A 24,759-nucleotide genomic window follows, 5' to 3' on the forward strand; every position below is an offset into this window, starting at 1 on the left:
GCGTGCGGGCACGGCGAAGCCGCACGGCTCGCGCGTGTGCCCGGGGCCCGGGGCCGGTCGGTGCCAGAAACGCCGGATCCGACGGATCAGGCGGTGGTGGAGTACTACGGATCAGGCGGTGGTGGAGGAACTGGTGGCGGTGGAGGTACGCGTGGAGGTGGTGCGGAAGCGGCGGCGATAGGCCGCGGGGGTCGTGTCGATCTGCTTGCGCATGGCCCGGTGCAGGGTCTCCACGGAGCCGAACCCGCTGTCGGCGGCGACCCGTTCCAGCGGCTCGTCGGTGCTCTCCAGGAGACGGCGGGCCGCCTCCACCCGGACGGCCTCGACGTAGGCGGCGGGTCCGGTGCCGGTCTCTTGGCGGAAGACCCGCGCGAAGTGCCGTTCGCTGAGGGCCATCCGCCCCGCGAGCGCCGCCGCCGACAGGTCGGCGTCGAGGTGCTCCGCGATGTACGTCCGCAGCTCCTCGATGTCCCGCCGGGACGCGGGCGGGCGGCTCAGCGGTACGGAGAACTGGCTCTGCCCGCCCTGGCGCTTGAGGTACATGACCAGTTGCCTGGCCACCGTGAGGGCGACCTCCTCACCCAGGTCCTCGGCCACCAGGGCGAGCGCCAGATCCATGCAGGCGCTGATGCCCGCCCCGGTCCACACCCGCCCCGACCGCACGAAGATCGGGTCGGGATCGACCGTCACCGCCGGGTGCTCGGCCGCGAGTTGGGCGGCGGTCGACCAGTGGGTGGTCACCCGCTTCCCGTCGAGCAGCCCCGCCGCGGCGAGGACGTGCGCGCCGACGCACACCGACGCGACCCGCCGGGCACCGGGCGCGGTCTCCTTGACCCACGCCACGACGTCCTGGTCGATCCGGGCGACCGGACCTTCGGGGAGCATGTCGACGGCGCCGGGAACGAGCAGCGTGTCGATGACACCACCACCCCCACGGCCCTCGCCGCTCCCACCGCCCCCTCTCTCCCCTCTCCCCGCTCCACGCCCGCCGACCTCGGCGAACGAGAGGTCGGCCACGAGCCGCACCCCGGCCGACGTGGTGACAGCGCCGCCGGTCGGCCCCGCCAACTGCACGTCGTAGCCCGCGCGGCCGCCGGTCTCCCGGTTGGCCAGCGCGAACACCTCGGCCGGACCGGTCACGTCGAGAAGGTCGACGTCCGGGAAGACCGCGATGACGATGCGTCGGGAACGGGGCATGCACTCATCCTCGCCCGTGCCCCGCGCCTCCACAATGACGGGCTTCTGTCACATCCGGCCACACGGAAGCCCGACGTCGGGCACCCACCGCACGGTCCGCAAGGGCAACCCACGCCTGGCACCGGCCACGCGCCACCCCCGTGTCAGCCGTCGGCCTCGGGCGCCCCCGCCCGCCCCATCACGCGCCGCAGCCCCTCCGTCAGCTGCGCCGCGTCCGTCGCCGATTCCGGGTCGAAGAGCCACTGCACCATCAGGCCGTTGAGCAGCGTCGCGTAGAGCCGCCCCTCCGCGTCGAGGACGTCGTCGCCCAGCGTGTCCTCGTCGACGTCGAGCAGCACCGCGGAAAGACCCGCCCGCCCCTCCCGCTGCGCCTTGGCGACGAGTTCGCGCACCCCGGGCAGCCGGTCGCCGTGGGTGACGAACTCCAGGCTGAGCAGCCACACCCCGCGCGCCTCGGGGAACGTGCGGATGACGTTGCCCCACACCTGCTGGAAGCGCTCCAGCGAGCCGCCGGGCGCCGCGCCCGCGTCGCCCGCCGGGTCGAAGGCGTCCCCGATGGACTCGATGAGCGCGATGTAGGCCTGCGCGAGCAGCGCGTCCTTCGAGCCGTAGTGGTAGCCGATCGACGCGAGATTCGTCCCCGACTCCTTGACGACGTCGCGGGCCGTGGTGCGCACGAACCCCTTCTCCAGCAGGCAGCGCTTGGCGCCTTCCAGCAGATCCTCACGGTGTCCCATGCACCCACCCTACCCACGATCCAGACACTCGTCCTATACATCCGTACTAGACAGCTGTTTTATACGTCCGTACAGTCCCGCTCGCGCCTACGAACCCGCCCCCACAGCCGCCACCCCTGACCTCCGGCGCCCGTCCCCGACCGCGCGGGCCGCGAGGAGTGGGACGGCCCTGGCCGTCCCGATGCTGCCGCTGCTGCTCGTCTCGATGGACGTCTCGGTCCTCTGCTTCGCGGTCCTCTGCTTCGCGGTCCGCGCGATCAACGCCGACCTGGAGCCGACCGGCACCCAGCACCTGTGGATCTTCGACATCCACGCCTTCGTGCTCGCCGGACTGCTCATGACCATGGGCGCGCTCGGCGGCCGCGTGGGCCGCCGCAAGCTGCTCCTGTGCGGCGCCGCCGCGTTCGGCGCGGCCTCCCTCACCGCCGCGTACGCCGACAGCGCCGAAATCCTCATCGCCGCCCGCGCCGTCCTCGGCATCGGCGGCGGCGCCACGCTGATGCCGTCCACGCTCGCCCTGGTGCGCACCCTGTTCCGCGATTCCGGGCAGCGGGCTCGGGCGATCGGCATCTGGTCCGGCGTGCTCGTCGCGGGTGTCGCCCTCGGCTCGGTGCTCAGCGGACTGCTCGGCGAGTTCTTCTGGTGGGGCCCGGTGTTCCTCGTGAACCTGCCCGCGATGGCACTGCTCCCGGCCCTCGCGCCGGTCCTGATCCCCGAGTCCAGGGACCCGGATCCGGGCCGCTTCGACGTCCTGAGCGTGCCCCTCTCGCTGACGGCGGTGCTCTCCGCCGTCTACGGCCTCAAGGAGATCCCCTCCGCGGGCCCGCACGCGGAGTACGCCGTGTCGTTCGCCGTGGGCCTCGTCTTCGCCGTCCTCTTCTTCGTACGCCGCCAGCGCACGGCCGCCTCACCGCTGATCTCGCCCACCCTGTTCCAGGGGGCGCGCGGCTTCGGCCCCGCCGTCCTGCTCAACCTCATCTCGTCGTTCGCGATGATGGGTTCGGCGTACTGCACGACGCGGTACCTGCAGTCCGTGCTCGGCAAGAGCACGCTGGAGGCGGCCCTGTGGGCGCTGCTCCCGTCGGTCCTCATCGGCTGCGCGGCGCCGGTCGCGACGGCGCTGGTGCGGCGCGGCACCGACCGGGCGCACGTGGTCGCGGGTGACTTCGCTTTCGCCGCGGGCGGGTACGGGCTGCTGTTCGTCGCGGACACCGACACCCTGTGGACGGTGCTCGCCGGGGCGGACGTGCTGGCCTGCGGCGCGGTCGTCGTCGGCGCCCGGTCGACCGACCTCGCGGTCGGGGCCGCGCCCCCGGAGAAGACCGGGGCGGCGTCTTCGCTCCTGGAGACGGGGCAGGAGTTCGGTGGGGCGCTCGGGATGGCGCTGCTCGGGTCGGTACGGCGGTGTACCGCGGCGAGATGCCCGCGGGGGCGCCGCGCGGGGCTGGCGTACGGCAGGACACTCTCCAGCCCGTCCGGTGCTTGAGGACGAGTCGCGAAGCGCCGATCCGGGGGCCCGTCCCCCTCGCACGGGACTCCCACCCCACCCGGGGGCCCGGGGGCGGCGCCCCCGGTTTCGGGAAGGGGTGGGACTGGGGAGAGCCCCCGCAGGGCCCTAGTCCGCCAGGTTCACCGACCGCGCCGAAGTCGCCCCGATCTCCTCGGACAGCTCCGCGAGGACCGGCTGCGGCACCGTGTCGTCGACGGTGAGGACGGCAAGGGCCTCACCTCCGACATCGGCCCGGGCGACCTGCATGCCGGCGATGTTGATCCCGGCCTCGCCGAGGACTCGCCCGACGGTGCCGACGACACCGGGCCGGTCCGCGTAGCGGAGGACGACCATGTGGTCGGCGAGCGCGAGATCGACGTCGTAGTCACCGACGGCCACGATCTTCTGGTGGTTCTTGGGTCCGGCGAGCGTGCCGGACACGGCGACCTCCTCGCCGTCGCCGAGCGTGCCGCGCACGGTGACGACGTTGCGGTGGTCGGGCGACTCGGAGGAGGTGGTGAGCCGCACCTCGACGCCGCGCTCCTGGGCGAAGAGCGGGGCGTTGACGTACGACACGGTCTCGTCGACGACGTCCTCGAACACGCCCTTGAGGGCGGAGAGTTCGAGCACCTTCACGTCGTGCTGGGTGATCTCGCCGTACACCTCGACGTCGAGCCGCGCGGCCACCTCGCCCGCGAGGGCGGTGAAGATCCGGCCGAGCTTCTCGGCGAGCGGGAGCCCGGGCCGCACGTCCTCGGCGATGACGCCGCCCTGGACGTTCACGGCGTCCGGCACCAGCTCACCGGCGAGCGCGAGCCGCACGGACTTGGCGACGGAGATGCCCGCCTTCTCCTGGGCCTCGTCGGTGGAGGCGCCGAGGTGCGGGGTGCAGACGACCTGGTCGAGCTCGAAGAGCGGGGAGTCGGTGCAGGGCTCCTTGGCGTACACGTCGAGTCCGGCGCCCGCGACGCGGCCCTCCTTGAGGGCGGAGTACAGCGCCTCCTCGTCGACGATGCCGCCACGCGCGGCGTTGACGATGCGGACGGACGGCTTCACCTTGTGCAGCGCGTCGTCGCCGATGAGGCCGAGGGTCTCGGGGGTCTTCGGCAGGTGCACGGTGATGAAGTCGGAGACTTCGAGGAGCTCGTCGAGGGAGAGGACCTTCACGCCCATCTGGGCGGCGCGCGCGGGCTGCACGTACGGGTCGTAGGCGACGACCTTCATGCCGAAGGCGCTCATGCGCTGGGCGACGAGCGCGCCGATGCGGCCGAGGCCGACGACGCCGAGCGTCTTCTCGGCCAGCTCCACGCCGGTGTACTTGGAGCGCTTCCACTCGCCGTTCTTCAGGGCGGTGTTGGCCTGCGGGATGTTGCGCGCGGTGGCGACGAGCAGACCGCAGGCCAGCTCGGCGGCGGTGACGATGTTCGACGTCGGGGCGTTGACCACCATCACGCCGGCCTTCGTGGCGGCGGAGACGTCGACGTTGTCGAGGCCCACGCCCGCGCGGGCGACGACCTTCAGCCGGGGGGCGGCGGCGATGGCCTCGGCGTCGACCTTGGTCGCGGAGCGGACCAGGACGGCGTCGACGTCGGCGATGGCGGGCAGCAGCTCGGCGCGGTCCGCGCCGTTGCAGTGCCGGATCTCGAAGTCCGGGCCCAGGGCGTCGACGGTCGCGGGCGACAGCTCTTCAGCGATGAGTACGACCGGTTTGCCGTTGGCAGCGTTGCTCACGTGAGTCCTCACTAGTCCAATGCGGACGGCCGTCCCGACGGCCGCAGGCGGTGGAGGTGGCTACCGCGTGGAAGACGCACGACGCTGTGGGCCTGACGCGAATGTGGTTTGCAGTGTAGTGGCGCGTCCGGGCGCCATATGCGCCTCACTGGAAGGATCACCCGGACGTGGCTGGACGCGACGGACAACGTCGGGGCCGGGGCGCTCGCCCCGGCCCCGACGTGCTGCCTACTTGTCCTCGTCCACCCACGACATGAGCTTGCGCAGCTCCTTGCCGGTGGTCTCCAGGAGGTGCTCGGAGTCCTGCGTCTTGTACTCGTTGTACTTCTTCAGACCGCCGTGGTACTCGTCCATCCAGTTCTTGGCGAACGTGCCGTCCTGGATCTCGGCGAGGACCTTCTTCATCTCGGCCTTGGTGGCGTCGGTGATGATGCGCGGGCCGGTGACGTAGTCGCCCCACTCAGCGGTCTCGGAGACCGACCAGCGCATCTTCTCCAGGCCGCCCTCGTACATCAGGTCGACGATGAGCTTCAGCTCGTGCAGGCACTCGAAGTAGGCGATCTCCGGCTGGTAGCCCGCCTCGACGAGGGTCTCGAAACCGGCCTTGACCAGCGCGGCCGTACCGCCGCAGAGGACGGCCTGCTCGCCGAAGAGGTCGGTCTCGGTCTCCTCGGTGAAGGTCGTCTTGATGACGCCCGCGCGGGTGCCGCCGATGCCCTTGGCGTACGACAGGGCCAGGTCGAAGCCCTTGCCGGTGGCGTCCTGCTCGACCGCCGCGATGCACGGGACGCCGCGGCCCTCCTCGTACTGGCGGCGCACCAGGTGGCCCGGGCCCTTGGGGGCGACCATGGCGACGTCGACACCCGCCGGGGGCTTGATGAAGCCGAAGCGGATGTTCAGGCCGTGGCCGAAGAAGAGCGCGTCGCCCTCCTTGAGGTGGTCCTTGATGGACTCCTCGTAGACCTGGGCCTGGATCGGGTCCGGCACCAGGATCATGATGACGTCGGCTTCCTCGGCGGCCTCGGCGGGCGTGACCACGCGCAGGCCCTGCTCCTCGGCCTTCGCCTTGGACTTCGAGCCCTCGTGCAGGCCGACCCGCACGTCCACGCCGGAGTCGCGCAGCGAGAGGGCGTGGGCGTGACCCTGGCTGCCGTAACCGATGACCGCGACCTTGCGGCCCTGGATGATGGACAGGTCGGCGTCGGCGTCGTAGAACAGCTCGGCCACTGGATATCTCCTATGTGTGCTGGTGTTGCGTCCCACCGTACGGCGGGCTGGGTGAGGGAAGTTGTCGGGTCTCGCTATCCGGGACCCGCGCCCCGCGCGCGGGAGGTGGTTCGGTCACCTCCCGCGCGCGGGGGCGCGCTACGCGGAGCGGTCGAGCGCGCGCAGGCTGCGGTCGGTGATGGAGCGCGAGCCGCGGCCGATCGCGATGGTGCCGGACTGCACCAGCTCCTTGATGCCGAAGGGTTCCAGCATCTTGAGCATGGCCTCCAGCTTGTCGCTGCTGCCGGTGGCCTCGATGGTGACGGCCTCCGGGGAGACGTCCACGGTCTTGGCGCGGAACAGCTGGACGATCTCGACGATCTGGGAGCGGGTCTCGTTGTCGGCGCGCACCTTGGCGAGGACCAGCTCGCGCTGCACGGCCGCACCCGGCTCGAGTTCGACGATCTTCAGGACGTTGACCAGCTTGTTGAGCTGCTTGGTGACCTGTTCGAGCGGGAGTTCCTCGACATTCACGACGATGGTGATGCGGGAGATGTCGGGGTGCTCGGTGACGCCGACGGCGAGGGAGTCGATGTTGAAGCCGCGGCGGGAGAAGAGGGCGGCGATCCTGGCCAGGATGCCGGGGGTGTTCTCGACGAGGACCGAGAGCGTGTGCTTCGACATGGGGGTCATGGCGGTCATTCCTCTTCCTGCTGCTCTCAGTCGTCTTCGTTGTCGCCGAAGTCGGGGCGCACGCCCCGGGCGGCCATGACCTCGTCGTTGGAGGTGCCCGCGGCGACCATCGGCCACACCTGGGCGTCCTCGTGGACGATGAAGTCGATCACGACGGGGCGGTCGTTGATGGAGTTGGCCTCTTCGATGACCTTGTCCAGGTCGGCCGGGTCCTCGCAGCGGATCGCGTAGCAGCCCATCGCCTCGGACAGCTTGACGAAGTCCGGGACCCGGGTGCCCGCGCTCGGCTGCTTGCCGTCCGCCTCCGGGCCGCTGTGCAGCACGGTGTTGGAGTAGCGCTGGTTGTAGAACAGCGTCTGCCACTGGCGGACCATGCCGAGGGCGCCGTTGTTGATGATGGCGACCTTGACCGGGATGTTGTTCAGGGCGCAGGTGGTCAGTTCCTGGTTGGTCATCTGGAAGCAGCCGTCGCCGTCGATCGCCCAGACCGTGCGCTCGGGCCGGCCCGCCTTCGCGCCCATCGCGGCCGGGACGGCGTAGCCCATGGTCCCGGCGCCGCCGGAGTTGAGCCAGGTCGCGGGCTGCTCGTACTGGATGAAGTGCGCGGCCCACATCTGGTGCTGGCCGACGCCCGCGGCGAAGATCGTGCCCTCCGGGGCCAGCCGGCCGATCCGCTCGATGACCTGCTGCGGGGAGAGCTGGCCGTTGTCCGGGTGGTCGTAGCCGAGCGGGTAGGTCTCGCGCCAGCGGTTGAGGTCGGCCCACCACGCGGCGTAGTCACCGGTGTGGCCGGCCGTGTGCTCGGCCTGGATGGCCTGCACCAGGTCGGCGATGACCTCGCGGGCGTCGCCGACGATCGGGACGTCGGCGGCGCGGTTCTTGCCGATCTCGGCGGGGTCGATGTCGGCGTGCACGACCTTCGCGTACGGGGCGAAGCTGTCCAGCTTGCCGGTGACGCGGTCGTCGAAGCGGGCTCCGAGGGCGACGATCAGGTCGGCCTTCTGCAGCGCGGTGACGGCGGTGACCGCACCGTGCATGCCCGGCATTCCCACGTGCAGCGGGTGGCTGTCGGGGAACGCGCCGAGCGCCATCAGGGTGGTGGTGACGGGCGCCCCGGTGAGTTCGGCGAGGACCTTCAGCTCGGCGGTGGCGCCGGACTTGATGACGCCGCCGCCGACGTACAGGACGGGGCGCTTGGCGGCGGTGATGAGCTTCGCGGCCTCGCGGATCTGCTTGGCGTGCGGCTTGGTCACCGGGCGGTAGCCGGGCAGTTCCTGCTGGGGCGGCCAGGAGAACGTGGTGCGCGCCTGCAGGGCGTCCTTGGCGATGTCGACGAGGACCGGGCCCGGGCGGCCCGTGGAGGCGATGTGGAAGGCCTCCGCGATGGTGCGCGGGATGTCCTCGGCCTTGGTGACCAGGAAGTTGTGCTTGGTGATCGGCATCGTGATGCCGACGATGTCCGCCTCCTGGAAGGCGTCCGTGCCGATCGCCTTGGACGCCACCTGACCGGTGATCGCGACCAGCGGGACGGAGTCCATGTGGGCGTCCGCGATGGGCGTGACCAGGTTGGTGGCGCCGGGGCCCGAGGTCGCCATGCAGACGCCGACCTTGCCGGTGGCCTGCGCGTACCCGGTCGCCGCGTGGCCCGCGCCCTGCTCGTGGCGGACCAGGATGTGACGCACCCGGGTGGAGTCCATCATCGGGTCGTACGCGGGGAGGATGGCTCCTCCGGGAATGCCGAATACCGTGTCGGCCCCGACTTCCTCGAGAGAACGGATCAGCGACTGCGCACCCGTGACGTGCTCGACGGAGACGGACTGCGGTGCTGAGGATCGGGGCCGGGGCTGCGGATGGTGGGCCCCGGAGGCCTGCTCGGTCATCGGCATTCTCTTCTCGAAGCTGAGGGTCTTTGCTGAGGATTCTGCGGGGGTGGCGCGGGGTTTTTGCCAGGGTTTGGCAGGTGCCAGTGCAACAAAAAACCCCTCGTGCCGTGAGGCAAGCGAGGGGAGCGCGCCGGGTGCGGTCGCTGGGGGTCTCCGGTGTCCGGACCGGGGCGTCCCAGCTTCAGCCGACGCGCTTTCCAAGTACGAGAATTCGGGTGCGCATGGCTCTGACCCTCCCCCTGGCGCGCCACACCTGTCAAGTAGGTGGGACGGGCGTCTCATTATGTGAGCGCCCATAGGAGGGAGATCCGGCCGCGAGGGCCGCCCCCGCCGCGCCGAAGGACGTCGTGGGCCCGCCGAAGGGCGTCGGCGACTCGCCGTACGCCGTGGGGGCGCCCTTGAAGACGGGCGCACCCTCTCCGTAGACAGCGGGCTCGGGGGCCGGGGCGCCCACGCACACCGGCTCCACGGCGCCGTGCGGCACGGGATACTCCCCGGCCGCGAGCGCCCGGCGCAGCCGGTACTCGTCGAGGGGGCCCGAGAAGGCCATGCCGTACCCGTGCGTGCAGCCCATCGCGCGCAGGGCGATGACCTGTTCGGGCAGGTCGACGCCCTCGGCGACGGAGCACAGGCCGAGGTCGCCCGCGATCCGCAGCAGCCCCGAGGTGATCTTGTGAAGCCGCGCGGACTCCACGACGCCCTCGACCAGGCCGCGGTCCAGTTTCAGTACGTCCACGGGGAGCCGGCGCAGCGCCGTGATCGCCGCGCTGCCGCTGCCGAATCCGTCGAGGGAGACGCGGACGCCGAGGCGGCGCAGGGACGCCAGGCGGCGCTCCAGGTCGTCGACGGACACCCGCGGGTCACTGTCGGCCAGCTCGATGATGAGCCCGCCGGAGGGCAGGCCGTGCCGGGTGAGCAGCGCCTCGATGGAGCCGAGCGGCATGGAGCGGTCCACCAGGCGGCGGGCGCCGACCCGCACGCACACGGGCACCGCGTGGCCCGCCCTGCCGCGCTCGGCGGCCTGCTCGATGGCTTCCTCCAGGAGCCAGCGGCCCAGCTCGGCGGCGCGGTCGCCGCCGTCCGCGGTGCGCAGGAACTCGGCGGGCGTGAAGAGGATGCCCTGGGCGGAGCGCCAGCGCGCCTGAGCCGCGACGGAGGTGATCCGGCCGGTCTCCAAGGACACCACCGGCTGGTGCAGGAGCACGAACTCGCCGTCGTGCAGGGCGCTGCGCAGCCGCGTGGCCAGTTCGGCCTTGCGGGCCACGTCGGCCTGCATCTGGGGTTTGTACAGCTCGACGCGGCCCTTGCCCGCGGCCTTCGCGCGGTACATCGCGAGGTCGGCGTTGCGCAGCAGTTCGCCCGCGCCGACGCCCGGTTCGGCGAAGGCCACGCCGATGGACGCGGCGACCCGGACGTCGTTGCCGTCGATGTCGTAGGGCTGGGAGAGGCGGATTCTCAGGCGGTCGGCCAGTTCGAAGATGTGCCGTTCGCGGGCGGCCTGGTCGCGGGTGCCGTCCCCGACGATGAGGGCGGCGAACTCGTCACCGCCGAGCCGGGACGCGGTGTCCGAGGCGCGGACGGCCTCCTGGAGCCGCTGGGCGGCCTGCACCAGCAGAGTGTCGCCCGCCTGGTGCCCGATGGTGTCGTTGACGGCCTTGAATCCGTCGAGGTCGATGAAGAGGACTGCGGTGCCCCGGTCGGTGACTCTGCGACCGCCGAGCGCGGAGGCGACTCGGCGGGTGAAGAGCGCCCGGTTGGGCAGGTCGGTGAGCGGATCGTGCTCGGCGTTGTGCTGCAACTGCGCCTGGAGGCGTACGCGTTCGGTGACGTCACGGCTGTTGAAGATGAGGCCGCCGTGGTGGCGGTTGACGGTGGACTCGACGTTGAGCCAGTCGCCGCAGCCGGACTTGAAGCGGCATTCGATGCGGGTGGTGGGCTCCTCCACGGGGTTGGCGGCGAGGAAGCGGCGCACTTCGTGGACGACGCGGCCGAGGTCCTCGGGGTGGATGAGCGCGGCCAGTTCGGACCCCACGAGGTCGTCGGCCTCGCGGCCGTAGACCCCGGCGGCGGCCGGGCTCACGTAGCGCAGGATGCCGCTGGGCGCGGCGATCATGATGACGTCGCTCGACCCCTGGACCAGGGACCTGAAGTGGTTCTCCTTCTGGGCCAGTTCCTGGGTGAGCGTGATGTTGTCGAGCAGCATGATGCCCTGGCGCACCACGAGCGCGAGGACGACCGTGCCCGCGGTGAACAGCACGACTTCGTCGACGCTGCGGCCGTTCAGGACGTTGTAGAGGATCCCCAGGGTGCAGACGGCCGCGGCCAGGTAGGGCGTGAGGGCGGCGAGCGATCCGGCGATGGGGCGGGTGGTGGCGTACCGTGCGCGGCCCTCGGGGCGCTCGCCGGGTCGGCCGTCGCGGTCACAGCGCTCGTCCTGTGCGCGGGGGCCGCGGCCGTCGGCGGGACGGACCCTGCCGTACGCCCGGTACGCCGCGCGCACCGGGCTCTCGTCGCCGCGGGCGGACCCGGCGTCGCCGAGGCCGCGTCCGGACGCCGCCCACGGTGCGTAGGCGAGCAGGAGCGAACCGGCGAACCAGCCCGCGTCGAGGAGCTGACCCGAGCGGTAACTGGCATGCAGCATCGGCGAGGTGAACAGCGCGTCGCACATCACCGTGAGCGCGAGGGCGCCGATGGCGGTGTTCACAGCGGTGCGGTTCGCCGACGATCGCCTGAAGTGCAGCGCGAGGACCATGCTGACGAGCGCGATGTCCAGGAGCGGATACGCGAGCGACAGCGCGGCGTGCGCGACGCTGGGGCCCTCGAACTGCGCGTTGTGCGCGAGGGCGAGGCTCCAGGACAACGTGAGCAGGGAGCCGCCGATGAGCCAGGCGTCGAGGGCGAGGCACACCCAACCGGCCTTCGTGACCGGCCGCTTGGCGAGCACGAGCAACCCGATGATGGCGGGCGGCGCGAAGCACAGGAAGAACAGGTCCGCGTAGCCCGGGCTGGGCACGGGGCGGGCGAGCACGACCTCGTACCATCCCCAGACGGCGTTGCCGCAGGCTGCCATCGCCGAGGAGAGCGCGAACAGCAGCCAGGCGGGTCGAAAGCGGCTGCGGCGGGTGCGGGAGTAGCGGAAGCAGGAGACCGCGGCGAGGGCGGCCGCGGCGCTGAGCCCGAAGTCGCCCATGATGAGCGCGAGGCGGTCCGATCCCCAGCCGAGCGCCGACCCGGTCGCGTATCCCCCACAGACCAGCAGCAGAACGACCTGCGAGAGCAGTCCGGAGCCGGAGGCCGGGCGCCGGGCCAGCGGCGCCCTCGGCGGCGCGGGCGGCCCGATCCTGCTCTCCAGGACGGTCGCGGAAGCCGACTGCCCGCTCACCGGCCCGCCCCGCTCCTCGGGGTGGCGCCCCGGCCAGGGGCGCCACGTCCACGGACCAGGCCCGGTGCGGGGCCGCGACAGGGCGGGCCCGTGCGGGACGGAGGGGTGCGCTGCGGTCCCCGGCGGCCGTCGGCCGGGCACGGGCCGCCGGAGCGGCACAGCGGTCGGTGACGCCGCGTGGTGACCCGGCGTCTGCGGATCGGTGTGCGCGAGAGTCGTCGGCGGTGGTCCCGCCGCGTCGGATCGTTCGCCCATAGGCCGTACATCGCCCGTCGCCCCCCTCGCAGTCCTGTTGCCACATCCCCGGCGCCGAACGGTTCACGGCGCGTCCCCAGTCGGGACGATACACCAGTCTCGTCACTCAGGGACAGGGTTGCTCTACTCTCCGTGACTGCCAGCGTCAATGCGGACACGCGGCGCACGCGGGTGGGTGCGGAGCGTGCACGGAACGTTCCCTACCGCTTCTGCGCCCCTTGGCTACGCGGTCGTCAGGACGACGTTGGCGAGCGGCTCCCCGGCCGCGTACCGGTTCAACTGGCCGGAGAGCAGGCGCTTGGCGCGGGGCAGGAACGCGGACGTCGGGCCGCCCACGTGCGGGCTGATGAGCACGCCGGGGGCCTGCCACAAGGGGTGACCGGGAGGCAGCGGCTCCGGATCGGTGACGTCGAGGGCCGCGGTGAGGCGGCCGCTCTCCAGCTCGGCAAGGAGCGCCTTGGTGTCGACGACGGAGCCGCGGGCCACGTTCACCAGGAGCGCGCCGTCCTTCATGTGCGCGAGGAAATCGGCGTTCACCATGCCCCGCGTGGAGTCGGTCAGCGGCGTGGAGAGGATCACGACATCGGCTTCGGGCAGCAGCCCGGGCAGTTCGGAGAGCGGAAGCACAGGGCCGCGCTCCGTGGCACGCTCGGAGCGCGCAACGCGCGCCACCCGCGCACACTCGAAGCCCGTGAGCCGGTCTTCGATCGCCGAACCGATCGCTCCGTAGCCCACGATGAGGACGGACTTGTCGGCGAGGGCCGGATTGAACCCCTGGCGCCACTCCTCCACCCGCTGTCCCTCCACAAAACGCGGGATGCCCCGCAAGGAGGCGAGGGTCAGTGTCAGGGCGAGCTCGGCGGTGCTGGCTTCGTGCACCCCGCGCGCGTTGCACAACTGAATGCCCGGAGCGAGGCGTTCGACGGCCGGCAGCACGTGGTCGACGCCCGCGGTCAGGGTCTGGACCACGCGCAGGGACGTCATCCTGGACAGCGGGCGCGCGCACACCGCGGGGTCGATCATGTACGGGACCCCGTAGAAGACACAGTCGGCGGGGTCGGCGGGATAGTCACCGGCGCCGTCCCAGAATCGGTAGGTGAAGCCCTCGTCCTGGGTGGCCGGCAGGCCCTCGATCTCGGACGCTGCCACGGGCAGCCATACATCGGTCGTCATGCCCAGGAGGCTAATGCGCACAGGCCGCACGCGGCGGGCTCCTGGGCAGAGGTTACGTTGGGGGCCGCCCGGACGAAGATCACCGGACAGGGGAGGGTACGGCCAGGTGGAGCGCAGGACGATCGGTGCGGGGGCGCTCGGGGTGGGTGCCGTCGGACTCGGCTGCATGCCGATGAGCTGGGCCTACACCAGCTCCCGACAGCGCGGTGAGGCCTCGATGCGGACCGTGCACGCGGCGCTCGACGAGGGTTCGACGCTCCTCGACACGGCGGACATGTACGGTCCCTTCACCAATGAGCTGCTGATCGGCCGGGTGCTCAGGGAGCGTCGCGCGGAGGCCTTCGTGTCCACGAAGTGCGGGCTGCTCGTCGGCGAGCAGCACATCGTCGCCAACGGCCGCCCCGGCTATGTGAAGCGGGCCTGCGACGCGTCGCTGCGGCGCCTGCAGACGGACACCATCGACCTGTACCAACTGCACCGCGCCGACCCCGAGGTGCCCGTCGAGGAGACCTGGGGCGCGATGGCCGAGCTGGTGTCGGCGGGGAAGGTGCGCGCGCTCGGGCTGTGCGCGGTGGGCGCGCGTGCGGGCCGCCGCGCGGGGGCGGTCACGGGTCTGTACGACGCCACGATCCGGCAGTTGGAGCGCGTCCAGCAGGTCTTCCCGGTGGCGGCGGTGCAGGCCGAGCTCTCGGTGTGGTCGCCGGAGGCACTGGCGACGCTCCTGCCGTGGTGCGCCGCGCGCGGGGTGGGGCTGCTCGCGGCGATGCCGCTCGGCAACGGCTTCCTCACCGGCACGCTGACGCCGGGGCAGGGCTTCGAGCCGGACGACCTGCGGGCCCGGCATCCCCGGTTCACGGCCGAGATGATGGCGGCCAACCAGCCGCTGGTGGTGGGCCTGCGGCGGGTCGCCCAACGGCACGGCGCGACGCCCGCGCAGGTCGCGCTCGCGTGGGTGCTCGCGCAGGGGCCGCAGGTGGTGCCGGTGCCCGGCGCCAAGCGGGAGCGCTGGGCGCGGGAGAACGCCGGGGCGGCTCAGGTGTCGCTGACGCGCGCGGACCTGGCGGAGCTGGCGGCGCTGCCTCCGGCGCAGGGGTCGTGGGACTGACAGGGGTCGCGGGACGGACGGGTCCCGGTCGGACGGACGGGTCCCGGTCGGCCGGAAGCCGGTCGGAAAATGACGCGCGCTGGATGGGAACCTGCGGGACGGCTGCGGTGTATGAACAGTAGAAGCTCCGCGTCGAAGGGATCCTGACCGTGCTGAGTGCTCACCCTCCCCGTCGTGCCACCGCGACGGCCGTGCTGGCCGCCGCCGCGCTCCTGCTGGCGACCGGGTGCTCGTCGGACGACGACGGCCCTTCGGGCGACAAGAGCGCGGAGTCCAGCTCCGCGGACACGGGCGCGTCGCCTTCGGGCGACGCCGCCGACGCGCCGCCGGAGAAGGGCTCGGCCGAGGTCACCAAGACGCTCGCCACGGGCCTGAAGTCCCCTTGGGGCCTGGCCCCGCTGCCGGGCGGCGACCTGCTCGTGTCCTCGCGCGACGAGGGGACGATCACCCGCGTCGACGGCCAGAGCGGCAAGAAGACCGAGGTCGGCTCGGTCCCCGGGGTCGCCGCCGCGGGCGAGGGCGGCCTGATGGGCCTCGCCCTCTCCCCCACGTACGCCTCGGACCACCAGGTGTACGCCTACTTCACCACGGAGTCCGACAACCGCATCGCCCGCATGCTGTACGACGAGAAGAAGCCCTCCGGCCAGCAACTGGGCGCCCCCGACACGGTGTTCAAGGACATCCCGAAGGGCGTGATCCACAACGGCGGCCGGATCGCCTTCGGCCCGGACAAGATGTTGTACGCGGGCACGGGCGAGACGGGTGAGACGGACCTGGCGCAGGACAAGAAGTCCCTGGGCGGCAAGATCCTGCGCCTGACCCCGGACGGCGAGCCGGCCCCGGGCAACCCCTTCGACGACTCCCCCGTGTATTCGTACGGCCACCGCAACGTCCAGGGCCTGGACTGGGACGAGGACAAGCGCCTGTGGGCCTCGGAGTTCGGGCAGGACACCTGGGACGAGCTGAACGAGATCAAGGCAGGCGACAACTACGGCTGGCCGGAGGCCGAGGGCAAGGACGACTCCGACGACGCCTTCCACGCACCCGTCGCCCAGTGGAAGACGTCCGAGGCCTCACCGAGCGGGGTTGCCTACGCGAAGGGTTCGGTGTGGATGGCGGGCCTGCGCGGCGAGCGGCTGTGGCGGATCCCGGTGCGGGGCGTGACCGGCGAGCCGAAGACGGAGGCTTTCCTCACGGAGAAGTACGGACGGTTGCGCACGGTGGTCGCGGCGGGCGGCGACAAGCTGTGGCTGATGACCAGCGAGACGGACTCCCGGGGGACGCCGGAGAAGGGGGACGACCGGATTCTGGAGGTGCGTGTGAAGTAGAGAGGTGCGCGTGAAGTAGAGAGGTGCGCGTGAAGTAAAAGGGCTGCGCGTGAAGGAGGAGGGGTGCGCGGGAAGCAGGAGCCGGACGTCAGGCCTCGGGATCGCCTTCGGGATCCGGGCGTTCGGTGGGGTCGGCAGCCGTAGCCCGTTCAGTGCGGGCAGCCTGTTCGCTGGTGTCGGCCCGTCCGGTCCCTCTGGTCCCTCCGGTCCGTTCGCTGGGGTCGGTCCGTTCGGTGCCGTCCTTGGGCGCCTGCTGCGGCACCCGCACCACGACCTTGCCGGAGGACAGGTCTATGGGGCCACGGCCGGGGTCCCCGTCGTCCACGTCGACCCGCGTCAGCTCCAGGCGTTTGTTCTCGTCGTCCGTGTGCTTGCGCCCCGGGGCGAAGAGCTGCTCGAACACGTTGAACACTGCGCCTCCAAGGCCGGACGGTGGTCCTGCCCTTCCCAGCGTAAGCGACGCCACCGGAAACGATCCGAGGTGGGCGCCCCGCCGAGGGCGCGGGGCGCCGCGGGCCCCTAGGGTGCGCTCGCCGCGGTGTCGGCCGCCTGTGCCCCGTCGCCCGGGAAGAGCCGCAGGCGGTGGGCGAGGGCGGCCGCCTCGCCGCGGCCGGAGACGCCGAGCTTGCCGAGGATGTTGGAGACGTGGACGCTCGCCGTCTTCGGGGAGATGAACAGTTCCTCGGCGATCTGGCGGTTGGTGCGTCCCGCGGTGACCAGGCGCAGGACGTCCCGTTCGCGGGAGGTCAGGCCGAGGGCGTCGGCGGGGTCGGCGGGCGCGGTCGGGGGCGCGCCGGTGAGGGAGAGCCGGGTGCGCTGCGCGAGGCGTTCGACGCTCTCGGCGAGGGGGCGGGCGCCCAGGTGCTCGGCGACGGCTCCGGCCTGGCGGAGGAGTTCGGCGGCCCGGTCCCGGTCGGCGTCACCGGCTCCGGAGCCGGCGCCCGCTCCGGCCGTGAGCAGGGCGTCGGCCAGCCGGTGCCGGACGCGGGCGAGGTCGTAGGGCCGCTCAAGGGGGCCGACGGCGGTGAGGGCGGCCAGCCAGTCCTCGGCGGTGGCGCGGCCCTCGGCGCGCAGGAGTTCGGCGCGGACCCAGAGTTCGTACGCCTGCCAGACCGGGGCGGTCGTGGGCAGGGACTTGGCGGTGGTGCGGATGAGGTGGAGGGTGTCGGCGCGGCCGGGGGCGGCGATGGGCAGGCCGCGGGCGTCGGCCTCGGCGGTGGCGGCGGCGAGGAGCAGCGGCCAGCCGTAGCGCTGGGTGCCGGGCGGGAAGCCCTCGGCGACGGCCCGGTCGAGTTCGGAGCGGGCGTCGAGGAGGCGGCCCTCGCCCGCGGCGACGCCGATGGCGACGCGGTGCAGCGGCAGGGAGTTCTGCGGCATCGGGTCGTGGGTGCCGAAGTGCTCGCGGGCCTGGGCGAGTTGGTGGGCGGCCTCGGCGATGTCGCCGCGGGCGAGCGCGAGGTGGGCCAGGCGCAGGCAGGCGCCGCCGCGCGGCTTGGCGCTCAGGCCCGCGCGGCGGGCCGCTTCGACTGCTTCCGTCCAGCGGCCGAGGGCGTAGAGGGACTCGGCCTTGTTGGCCCACATCCAGGGCTCGGACTCGAGGAGGCCGTAGCGCTGGGCGAGACGGATGCCCTCGTCGAGGAGTTCGGCGGCCTCGCGGGAGCGGCCGATGCCTTCGAGGACGGACGGCAGGTTGATGAAGGTGCGGCCGACCGGGCCGGCGCTGCCCCCGGCGAGGACCTGCTCGCGCACCGCGAACATCTCGGCGAGCCCGGCGTCGATGTCGCCCGCGTCGACCATCAGGCCGCCGAGGGTGAGGCGGGCGGACAGTTCGATGTCGCTGGCGCCGACCATGCGGGCGTACTCGACGGCCTGTTCGGCGGCGGCGAAGGCCTCGGGGCCTGGCTCGTGGAGCATCGACCACCCGGCGACCATGGCGAGCACCTCGGCGTGCACGACGGACGGCGGCAGGCCGCGGACGAGGTCCTGCGCGGTGGCGAGCTCCTTCCACCCGTCGCCGCGGGCGAGGGTCTGCACGAGCCGGGAGCGCTGTACCCAGAACCAGGCGGCGCGCATCGCGTCGGGCTCGTCGTCCAGGAGCCGCAGGGCCCGCTTGGTGATCTTCAGGGCGCGTTCGCGTTCGCCGCACAGGCGGCCCGCGACGGCGGCCTCGGCCATCAGGTCGAGGTAGCGCAGCGGGGTGGTCTCGGGGTCGCAGCCGCCGGGGGTCCCCCCACGCCCTTGAGGCAGTGGGGGCGGGTAGACCTCGGTGTAGTCGACGGGGCGCAGTTGGACACGGACGTCGTCGGGGGCGGCGTCCCACAGCTCCATCGCCCGCTCCAGGAGCCGCAGTTGCTCGGCGTAGGCGTGTCTGCGGCGGGCTTCGACGGAGGCGTTGAGGACGGCGGGCAGGGCCTTGGCGGCGTCGTGGGCGTGGTACCAGTAGCTGGCGAGGCGGGTGGTGCGCTGGTCGGGGGCGACGAGTGCGGGGTCGGCCTCCAGGGCGGTGGCGAAGCGGCGGTTGATGCGGGAGCGCTCGCCGGGCAGCAGGTCGTCGCCGACGGCCTCGCGGACCAGGGAGTGCCGGAAGCGGTAGCCGTCGCCGCCGGGCGAGGGGATCAGGATGTTGGCGCCGACGGCCGCGCGCAGGGCGTCGATGAGGTCGTCCTCACCGAGGCCGCTGACCTCGGCGAGCAGGTCGTACTCGACGGTGGAGCCGCCCTCGGCGACGGTCCGCGCCACCCGCTGGGCGTCCTCCGGCAGGTCCTCGACGCGGACGAGCAGCAGGTCGCGCAGCGAGTCGGTGAGGGTGGCGCAGCTGCTGCCGTGGGAGGAGGCGACGGCGAGTTCCTCGACGAAGAAGGCGTTGCCGTCGGAGCGCGCGAAGATGTCGTCGATCAGTTTCGGCGCGGGCTCGGCGCCGAGGATCCCGGCCATCTGGCGCCCGACCTCGTCACGGGTGAAGCGGGACACCTCGACGCGGCGGACCGTGCGCAGGCGGTCGAGCTCGGCGAGCAGGGGGCGCAGCGGGTGGCGGCGGTGGATGTCGTCGGCGCGGTAGGTGGCGAGGACGACGAGGTGGCCGCGGCGCAGCGTGCGGAAGAGGTAGGCGAGGAGGTGGCGGGTGGAGGCGTCGGCCCAGTGCAGGTCTTCGAGGACGAGGACGACGGTCTGCTCGGCGGCGAGGGCTTCCAGGAGGCGCGCGGTCAGCTCGAAGAGCCTGGCGGTGGCCTCTTCGCCGCTCCGCCCCTCGGTGCCGCGGAGCGGGGCCGCGTCGCACAACTCGGGCAGCAGCCGGGCCAGTTCCTCCTCCTGGCCCGCGGCCGCGGCGGCGAACTGGCCGGGCAGGGTGCGGCGCAGGGTGCGCAGGGCGGTGGAGAAGGGTGCGAAGGGCAGTCCGTCGGCGCCGATCTCGACGCAGCCGCCGACGGCGACGACCGCGCCGCGCGCGCAGGCCACGGCCGCGAACTCCTCCAGGAGCCGGGTCTTGCCGACGCCCGCCTCACCGCCGAGCAGCAATGCCTGCGGCTCGCCCGCGGCCGGATCGGCGGCGCGGGCGAGCGCGTCCTCTAGGGCGCCCAATTCGTCGGTCCGGCCGACGAAAACCGGGCTGACGGACCTGGTCTCCATGGCGGTGAGCATCGCACAGACCTGCGACTTCGCGGCAGGGCGTTTCCCGGTGGGCGAAACCGGGGCGGCCGGTTGCGGTGCGGCCCCGGCGGCCTCGGGCGCGGTGCCCGGGGCGGGGTTCACCCCGGGCACCGGGTGCGGGGCGGGCACGCCCGGCCTCTCAGGCGGCGTGGGTGAAGCGGTCCGTGATCCGTTCCGCTACGCGCCCGGGGCTCACCCGCCCCTCGGCCTCGTTGCCGCCTCGGCCCCGGCGGCCCGCGCGGGCCTTGCGGGCCTCCCGCACGAGGCGGTCGCGCTGGGCGACCTGAGCGAGTTCGGCGGTCCGCTGCTGGTGGAGTTCGTATTCGAACACGGTGTTCTCCCTGGCTTCTCGGTGGTGCTCGGTGGGTTTCGCCTTCTCTTTCGGCGATGACTCCACTTTCGGCTGCCAGGGGGGTGCGGCACATCGGGAGAGTGCCGCATCTTGGGGCGGGTGGGGGCCTTAGGGCAGGGGTGAGGAGGTCCTTAGGGCAGGTGAGGGCTTAGGCAGGGGGCCGGTGGGCCCGGTTCCGTGCCTGGGACGGGGTGTCGCCCCCGCTCGGCGGGCCCTCCACGGGGAACACGATGGGGCTCAGGAGGTGGCGGGTGCGGTGCGGCGTGGGTTCGTTGGTCGCCCTGGCCACGATCACCTCGCGCAGCTCGGCGATCATCTCCGCGAGCTCGTCGGGGCTGAGCCAGAGCGAGTACTGGCGAAAGCCCACCAGGTCGGCGACGGGGGCGGCGTCGCCCCGCTCGAGGTACATGTTGAACTCGGCCATGAGGGTCGCGGTCGCGACCGCGAAGGCGCGCCGGAAGTCGTCCAGGGACAGCGACGCGGCCGCCTCGGGGTCGAGCACCACGCGTCCCCGGTGCAGCCGGTAGTGGCGCTCCACGGAGCCGCGCACCGGCTGCTCGTCGGCCACGACCAGGAGCCCGGCCTCGGCCAGGAGGCTCGTGTGCCGGTACAGGGTGGCCTTGGAGACGTCGGGCAGCAGCGAGCGGAGCTCCGTGGTCGTGCGGGTACGTCCGTCGTACATCGCGTGGACGATGCGTATCCGTACGGGGTGCAGCAGGAGTTCGACCGTTTCCATGGGCCGATGTTCTCACCCTCGCAAAGACCGCGGGCCTCGCCCCCGCGTCCTCGTCGGACGGGAAAAGGCGAGGCCGGACGGGAGTTGACGGCGCGGCAGCGGCACGGCGCGCCGACTCGTCGTACGCCAACTCGTCGTGCGCTAACTCGTCGACGGCAGTCCCAGAATGATGTTCGTGTACTTCGCGATCGCCAGCACCAGGCCGATCACGCCGAGCGCGACTCCGGCCCACGCCACCGACTTGATCCACGGCGCCTGCGTCCGCCCCGGATCGCCGAACGCGGGCCGAAGCAGCACGCCGACGCCGACCACCAGGGCCGCGAGCGCGAAGAGACCACCGACCAGGGCGGTGGTCTTCCACGAGTCGCCGTAGACCTGCTCCACCTGCTGGGCCACGCTCGCGCCCTGGGAGGTCTTGAGCTGTCCCATCAGCGACTCGCGCGCGGACGCGACGGTGCCGAGCCAGCCGCCGGAGAGCCCGACCACGCCGAGGGCGGCCGCGACGACGGCGCCGGCGCCCTGGCCGACCCCGGCGGACGAGGCGGCGTCGTCGGCCGCGGTGCCCTCGAACTCGTCGTCCAGGTCGTCCTCGTCGACATCCGCGTCCGCGTCGGCGTCGGCGTCGGCCGTCACGGCGGCCTCGGACTTCCCCGCCTCGTCGGCGTCCGCGTCGGCCGTCACGGCGGCGTCCGCCCTCTCGGCCTCTCCGGCCGCCTCGGACTTCTTGAGGTCGACCTCCGCCTCGGCCCCGGTCTCAGAGGTTTCTGCGGACTCGTCAACTGCCTTGGTTCCCATGCCCCGCACCGTACGGACGCAGTATGAGAACTCCCTTACGGAGAAGACCCGTTTATGAGAACCGGCTTAATGCCGAGCGACACCGGCAGGCACCGCCCTACCCCTGGGCCTCTGCCGCCGCGGTGTCCGCCGCCTCCCGAGCGGCCCGCGCCTCTCGCCACTCCGGCGCGAGCACCGACCACACCTCCATGTCGTGCCGGATCCCCTGCCAGGGGAAGCTCTCCCGCAGCACCCCGTCGCGCACGAAGCCGAGCCGCTTCGCCACGCCCTTGCTGCGTTCGTTGCGGGAGGAGACCAGCCACTCCACGCGGTGCATGCCGCGCTGGTCGACGGCCCAGTCGATGATGACCCGCGACGCGGCGGTGACGAGCCCGCGCCCGGCGGCCGAGGGCTCCAGCCACACCCCGACCTCGCACGACTCGACGGCCGTGTCGAAGATCCGGAAGAGGACGCCGCCGACGAGCGTCCCGTCGAGCCAGATGCCGTAGAGGCGCCCGGTGTCGGCGGCCTGCCGCTCGGCGAAGCGCTGGAGGTGGGCCCGCGCCGACTCCACGTCCTTGACCTTGACGGTGAAGGGGACCCAGGGGCCCGCGTACTCACGCGCCCGCTCCACATGGGCGAACAGTTCCTCGGCCTGCCAGGGCTCGATCGGCCGCAGCTCGGCTCCTTCGCCCACGGATATCGCGAACATCCCGCTCCTCATACGTTCGGGCACGCCCGCGCGCCCTACCGCGCGCCCCCGTGCCGCTCAGCCGTCATGTCCTCCAGCGTGAGCGGAGCATCCTCCGTGGCACGCTGTCCGGGGATCGTCGCACGCACGCGCGTTTCGGGCACCTCAATACTGATGCGGGGCAGCCAGCGGTCCAGGCGCTCGGGCAGCCACCAGTTGGCGCCGCCGAGCATGTGCATCAGCGCGGGCACCAGGAGCGTACGCAGTACGAACGCGTCGAGCGCGACGGCCGCCGCCAGCGCGATGCCGAACATCGCGATCACCCGGTCCCCGCTGAGCACGAACGCCAGGAAGACCGAAATCATGATCACGGCCGCGGAGTTGATCACGCGGCTGGTCTCGGCGAGGCCCACCCGGACGGCGACGCGGTTGTCGCCGGTCTCCAGCCACTCCTCGTACATCCTGCTGACCAGGAACACCTGGTAGTCCATGGAGAGGCCGAAGAGGACCGAGACCATGATCACGGGCAGGAAGGGCTCGATCGGCCCGGCCCGGCCGAGGCCCATCAGCTCGCTCCCCCAGCCCCACTGGAACACCGCCACCACGACGCCGAACGCCGCCGCCACCGCCGCCACGTTCATCACGGCGGCCTTGAGCGGGATGCCGACCGAGCGGAAGGCGAGCAGCAGCAGGACGCAGCCGAGGCCGATCACGACGCCCACGAACAGCGGGAGCTTGCCGACGATGATCTCCGCGAAGTCGTCGTACCCGGCCGTCACACCGCCGACGTGCACGTCGAGGGAGGTGCCGGTCTGGGCCTTCGGCAGCACGTCGGAGCGGAGCCGGTCGACCAGGTCGCTGGTCTGCTGCGACTGGGGCGCGGAGTCCGGCACGACGGTGAGGAAGGCCGCGTTGCCGCCGTCGTCGTACGTCACCGGGCTCACGGAGGCGACGCCCTGCGTGGACTTCAGGGTGGTGCCGAGGTTGTCGAGGGCGAGCCGGTCGGCGGCGCCGTTGACCTCGGTGACGAGGGTGAGGGGGCCGTTCACGCCGGGGCCGAAGCCGTCGGCGAGGAGGTCGTAGGCCTGCCGGGTGGTGGCCGAGGAGGGGTTGTTGCCCTGGTCGGAGGTGCCGAGGTGGAGGGAGAGGGTGGGGATGACGAGCAGCGCGATCACGGCCACGGCGACGCCGCCGAGCAGCTTGGGGTGCCGCTCCACGAACGCCGACCAGCGGGCGGCGAGCCCCGTCGGCACCTCGGGCTCGGGCCCGTGCTCGGCCAGCCTGCGCCGCTCGCGGCGGCTGAGGGCGCGGGGCCCGATGAAGGAGAGCAGCGCGGGCAGCAGGGTCACCGAGGCGGCCACGGTCAGGATGACGGTGAGGGACGCGGCGATGGCGACGCCGTTGAGGAAGCTCAGGCGCAGGATCAGCATGCCGAGCAGGGCGATGCAGACGGTGGCGCCCGCGAAGACGACGGCGCGGCCGGTGGTGGCGACGGCCCGTTCGGCGGCCTCGGCGACCGGCAGGCCGCGTTTGAGGCCCTTGCGGTGCCGGGTCACGATGAACAGCGCGTAGTCGATGCCGACGCCGAGCCCGATGAGGGTGCCGAGCATCGGTGCGAAGTCGGCGACGGTCATGAAGTGGCCGAGCAGCACGATGCCCGCGTACGCCGTGCCGACGGAGACGAGCGCCGTGGCGATGGGAAGCAGCGAGGCGACCAGCGAGCCGAAGGCCAGGAAGAGCACGACGGCGGCGACGGCCACGCCGACGATCTCGGCGGTCTTGGCGCTCTTGGACTCGGTGAGGCTGATCGCGGCGCCGCCGAGTTCGATGTCGAGGCCGTCGCTCTCGGCGGCCTTGGCGGTGTCGACGACGGCCCGGGCCTCGGCCCGGTCGACGGAGTCGATCTGCTCACGGAAGGTGACGGTGGCGTACGCGGTCCGGCCGTCCGCGCTGATCTGGGCGGCGCCCCGCTCGGCGTAGGGGCTGGTGACGGAGGCGACGCCGGGGAGTTCCGCGATCTTGTCGAGGGTCTCCGTCATCGTCTGCTCGACGGCGGCGGAGCGGGCCTTCTGGTCCCCGGAGGCGTGCCAGACGACGGTGTCGCTGTCGCCGCCGAGGTCGGGGAAGCCTTCACCGAGGAGCTTCGTGGCGCGGTCGGACTCGGTGCCGGGCACTTCGTAGTTGTTCGAGTACGCGGAGCCGACGGCGCCGGCAGCGGCGGCCGTGCCGCCGAGTGCGAGAAGCCAGAGCAGTACGGCGACTAGGCGGTGCCGGACGCACCACCGGGCGAGTGCTGCCACGAACAGGCTCCCTGAGTGATTCCTGGATCTTCAGCGGGAGCAGCCGGGAAGCGTCGAGTGACCCGTAAAGACACATGAG

The 24,759-nt window shown here is 72.3% G+C and carries 17 protein-coding genes and 1 pseudogene; 3 read left to right on the plus strand and 15 right to left on the minus strand.

All coding sequences use genetic code 11. From position 1 onward, the window contains the following. Positions 1–111: 111 nt before the first annotated feature. Together QUY26_RS10880 and QUY26_RS10885 are read right to left on the minus strand one after the other, a co-directional pair. Positions 112–1,197, minus strand: coding sequence for a GlxA family transcriptional regulator (locus tag QUY26_RS10880; RefSeq protein WP_289945441.1), 1,086 nt, complete (start codon positions 1,195–1,197; stop codon positions 112–114). Between the two features lie 143 nt (positions 1,198–1,340). Beyond that, positions 1,341–1,934 (minus strand): TetR/AcrR family transcriptional regulator, encoded by a 594-nt coding sequence (locus QUY26_RS10885; RefSeq protein WP_289945442.1) that lies wholly within the window; start codon positions 1,932–1,934, stop codon positions 1,341–1,343. A 135-nt stretch (positions 1,935–2,069) separates the two neighbouring features. On the opposite strand from QUY26_RS10885, the pseudogene QUY26_RS10890 reads away from it, so the two are divergent. Beyond that, a pseudogene (locus QUY26_RS10890) lies at positions 2,070–3,644 on the plus strand (MFS transporter); the annotation flags it as partial. Here the strand turns inward: QUY26_RS10890 and serA are convergent. The 6 genes from serA to QUY26_RS10920 form a co-directional block, all read right to left on the minus strand. After that, complete coding sequence (gene serA / locus QUY26_RS10895) at positions 3,550–5,154, minus strand: phosphoglycerate dehydrogenase (RefSeq protein WP_289945443.1); 1,605 nt, start codon at positions 5,152–5,154, stop codon at positions 3,550–3,552. The pseudogene QUY26_RS10890 and the gene serA overlap by 95 nt on opposite strands. A gap of 228 nt (positions 5,155–5,382) precedes the next feature. Continuing rightward, positions 5,383–6,381, minus strand: coding sequence for a ketol-acid reductoisomerase (gene ilvC, locus QUY26_RS10900; RefSeq protein ID WP_289945446.1), 999 nt, complete (start codon positions 6,379–6,381; stop codon positions 5,383–5,385). 138 nt (positions 6,382–6,519) lie between these two features. After that, on the minus strand, positions 6,520–7,044 hold the full coding sequence (gene ilvN, locus QUY26_RS10905) for an acetolactate synthase small subunit (RefSeq protein ID WP_030358981.1): 525 nt from the start codon (positions 7,042–7,044) through the stop codon (positions 6,520–6,522). 35 nt (positions 7,045–7,079) lie between these two features. Next, positions 7,080–8,939 carry an acetolactate synthase large subunit gene (locus QUY26_RS10910; protein WP_289945447.1) on the minus strand — a complete coding sequence of 620 codons (1,860 nt, stop codon included), beginning with the start codon at positions 8,937–8,939 and terminating at the stop codon, positions 7,080–7,082. A gap of 253 nt (positions 8,940–9,192) precedes the next feature. Continuing rightward, positions 9,193–12,318, minus strand: a complete 3,126-nt coding sequence (locus QUY26_RS10915) for a putative bifunctional diguanylate cyclase/phosphodiesterase (RefSeq protein ID WP_436840303.1) — start codon at positions 12,316–12,318, stop codon at positions 9,193–9,195. Positions 12,319–12,795: 477 nt separating this feature from the next. Continuing rightward, positions 12,796–13,746 carry a 2-hydroxyacid dehydrogenase gene (locus QUY26_RS10920; RefSeq protein WP_289945448.1) on the minus strand — a complete coding sequence of 317 codons (951 nt, stop codon included), beginning with the start codon at positions 13,744–13,746 and terminating at the stop codon, positions 12,796–12,798. Between the two features lie 106 nt (positions 13,747–13,852). Here QUY26_RS10920 and QUY26_RS10925 point away from each other — a divergent pair, with 106 nt between their 5' ends. Next, positions 13,853–14,851 carry an aldo/keto reductase gene (locus tag QUY26_RS10925; protein ID WP_289945449.1) on the plus strand — a complete coding sequence of 333 codons (999 nt, stop codon included), beginning with the start codon at positions 13,853–13,855 and terminating at the stop codon, positions 14,849–14,851. Positions 14,852–15,000: 149 nt separating this feature from the next. Continuing rightward, entirely contained in the window at positions 15,001–16,179 is a 1,179-nt protein-coding gene (locus QUY26_RS10930) for a PQQ-dependent sugar dehydrogenase (protein ID WP_289945450.1), read from the plus strand. A gap of 88 nt (positions 16,180–16,267) precedes the next feature. On the opposite strand, the gene QUY26_RS10935 is transcribed toward QUY26_RS10930, so the two are convergent. The 7 genes from QUY26_RS10935 to QUY26_RS10965 all read right to left on the minus strand — a co-directional run bounded on the left by QUY26_RS10935 (position 16,268) and on the right by QUY26_RS10965 (position 24,680). Further along, positions 16,268–16,591 (minus strand): DUF6191 domain-containing protein, encoded by a 324-nt coding sequence (locus QUY26_RS10935; RefSeq protein ID WP_289945451.1) that lies wholly within the window; start codon positions 16,589–16,591, stop codon positions 16,268–16,270. Between the two features lie 107 nt (positions 16,592–16,698). Beyond that, on the minus strand, positions 16,699–19,818 hold the full coding sequence (locus QUY26_RS10940; protein ID WP_289945454.1) for a helix-turn-helix transcriptional regulator: 3,120 nt from the start codon (positions 19,816–19,818) through the stop codon (positions 16,699–16,701). A gap of 148 nt (positions 19,819–19,966) precedes the next feature. Then, positions 19,967–20,158: a hypothetical protein gene (locus QUY26_RS10945; protein ID WP_289945457.1), complete on the minus strand. Its 192-nt coding sequence runs from the start codon at positions 20,156–20,158 to the stop codon at positions 19,967–19,969. A 169-nt stretch (positions 20,159–20,327) separates the two neighbouring features. Next, the gene (locus tag QUY26_RS10950) at positions 20,328–20,915 is read right to left on the minus strand and encodes a helix-turn-helix domain-containing protein (RefSeq protein ID WP_289945459.1); all 588 of its coding nucleotides are present in this window, start codon (positions 20,913–20,915) and stop codon (positions 20,328–20,330) included. A gap of 141 nt (positions 20,916–21,056) precedes the next feature. Further along, positions 21,057–21,710, minus strand: coding sequence for a hypothetical protein (locus QUY26_RS10955; RefSeq protein ID WP_289945461.1), 654 nt, complete (start codon positions 21,708–21,710; stop codon positions 21,057–21,059). Positions 21,711–21,807: 97 nt separating this feature from the next. Next, on the minus strand, positions 21,808–22,401 hold the full coding sequence (locus QUY26_RS10960; RefSeq protein WP_289945463.1) for a GNAT family N-acetyltransferase: 594 nt from the start codon (positions 22,399–22,401) through the stop codon (positions 21,808–21,810). A 35-nt stretch (positions 22,402–22,436) separates the two neighbouring features. After that, positions 22,437–24,680, minus strand: coding sequence for an MMPL family transporter (locus QUY26_RS10965; RefSeq protein ID WP_289945464.1), 2,244 nt, complete (start codon positions 24,678–24,680; stop codon positions 22,437–22,439). Between the last annotated feature and the right edge of the window lie 79 nt (positions 24,681–24,759).

The organism is Streptomyces flavofungini, from assembly GCF_030388665.1.
GTDB lineage: Bacteria > Actinomycetota > Actinomycetes > Streptomycetales > Streptomycetaceae > Streptomyces > Streptomyces flavofungini_A.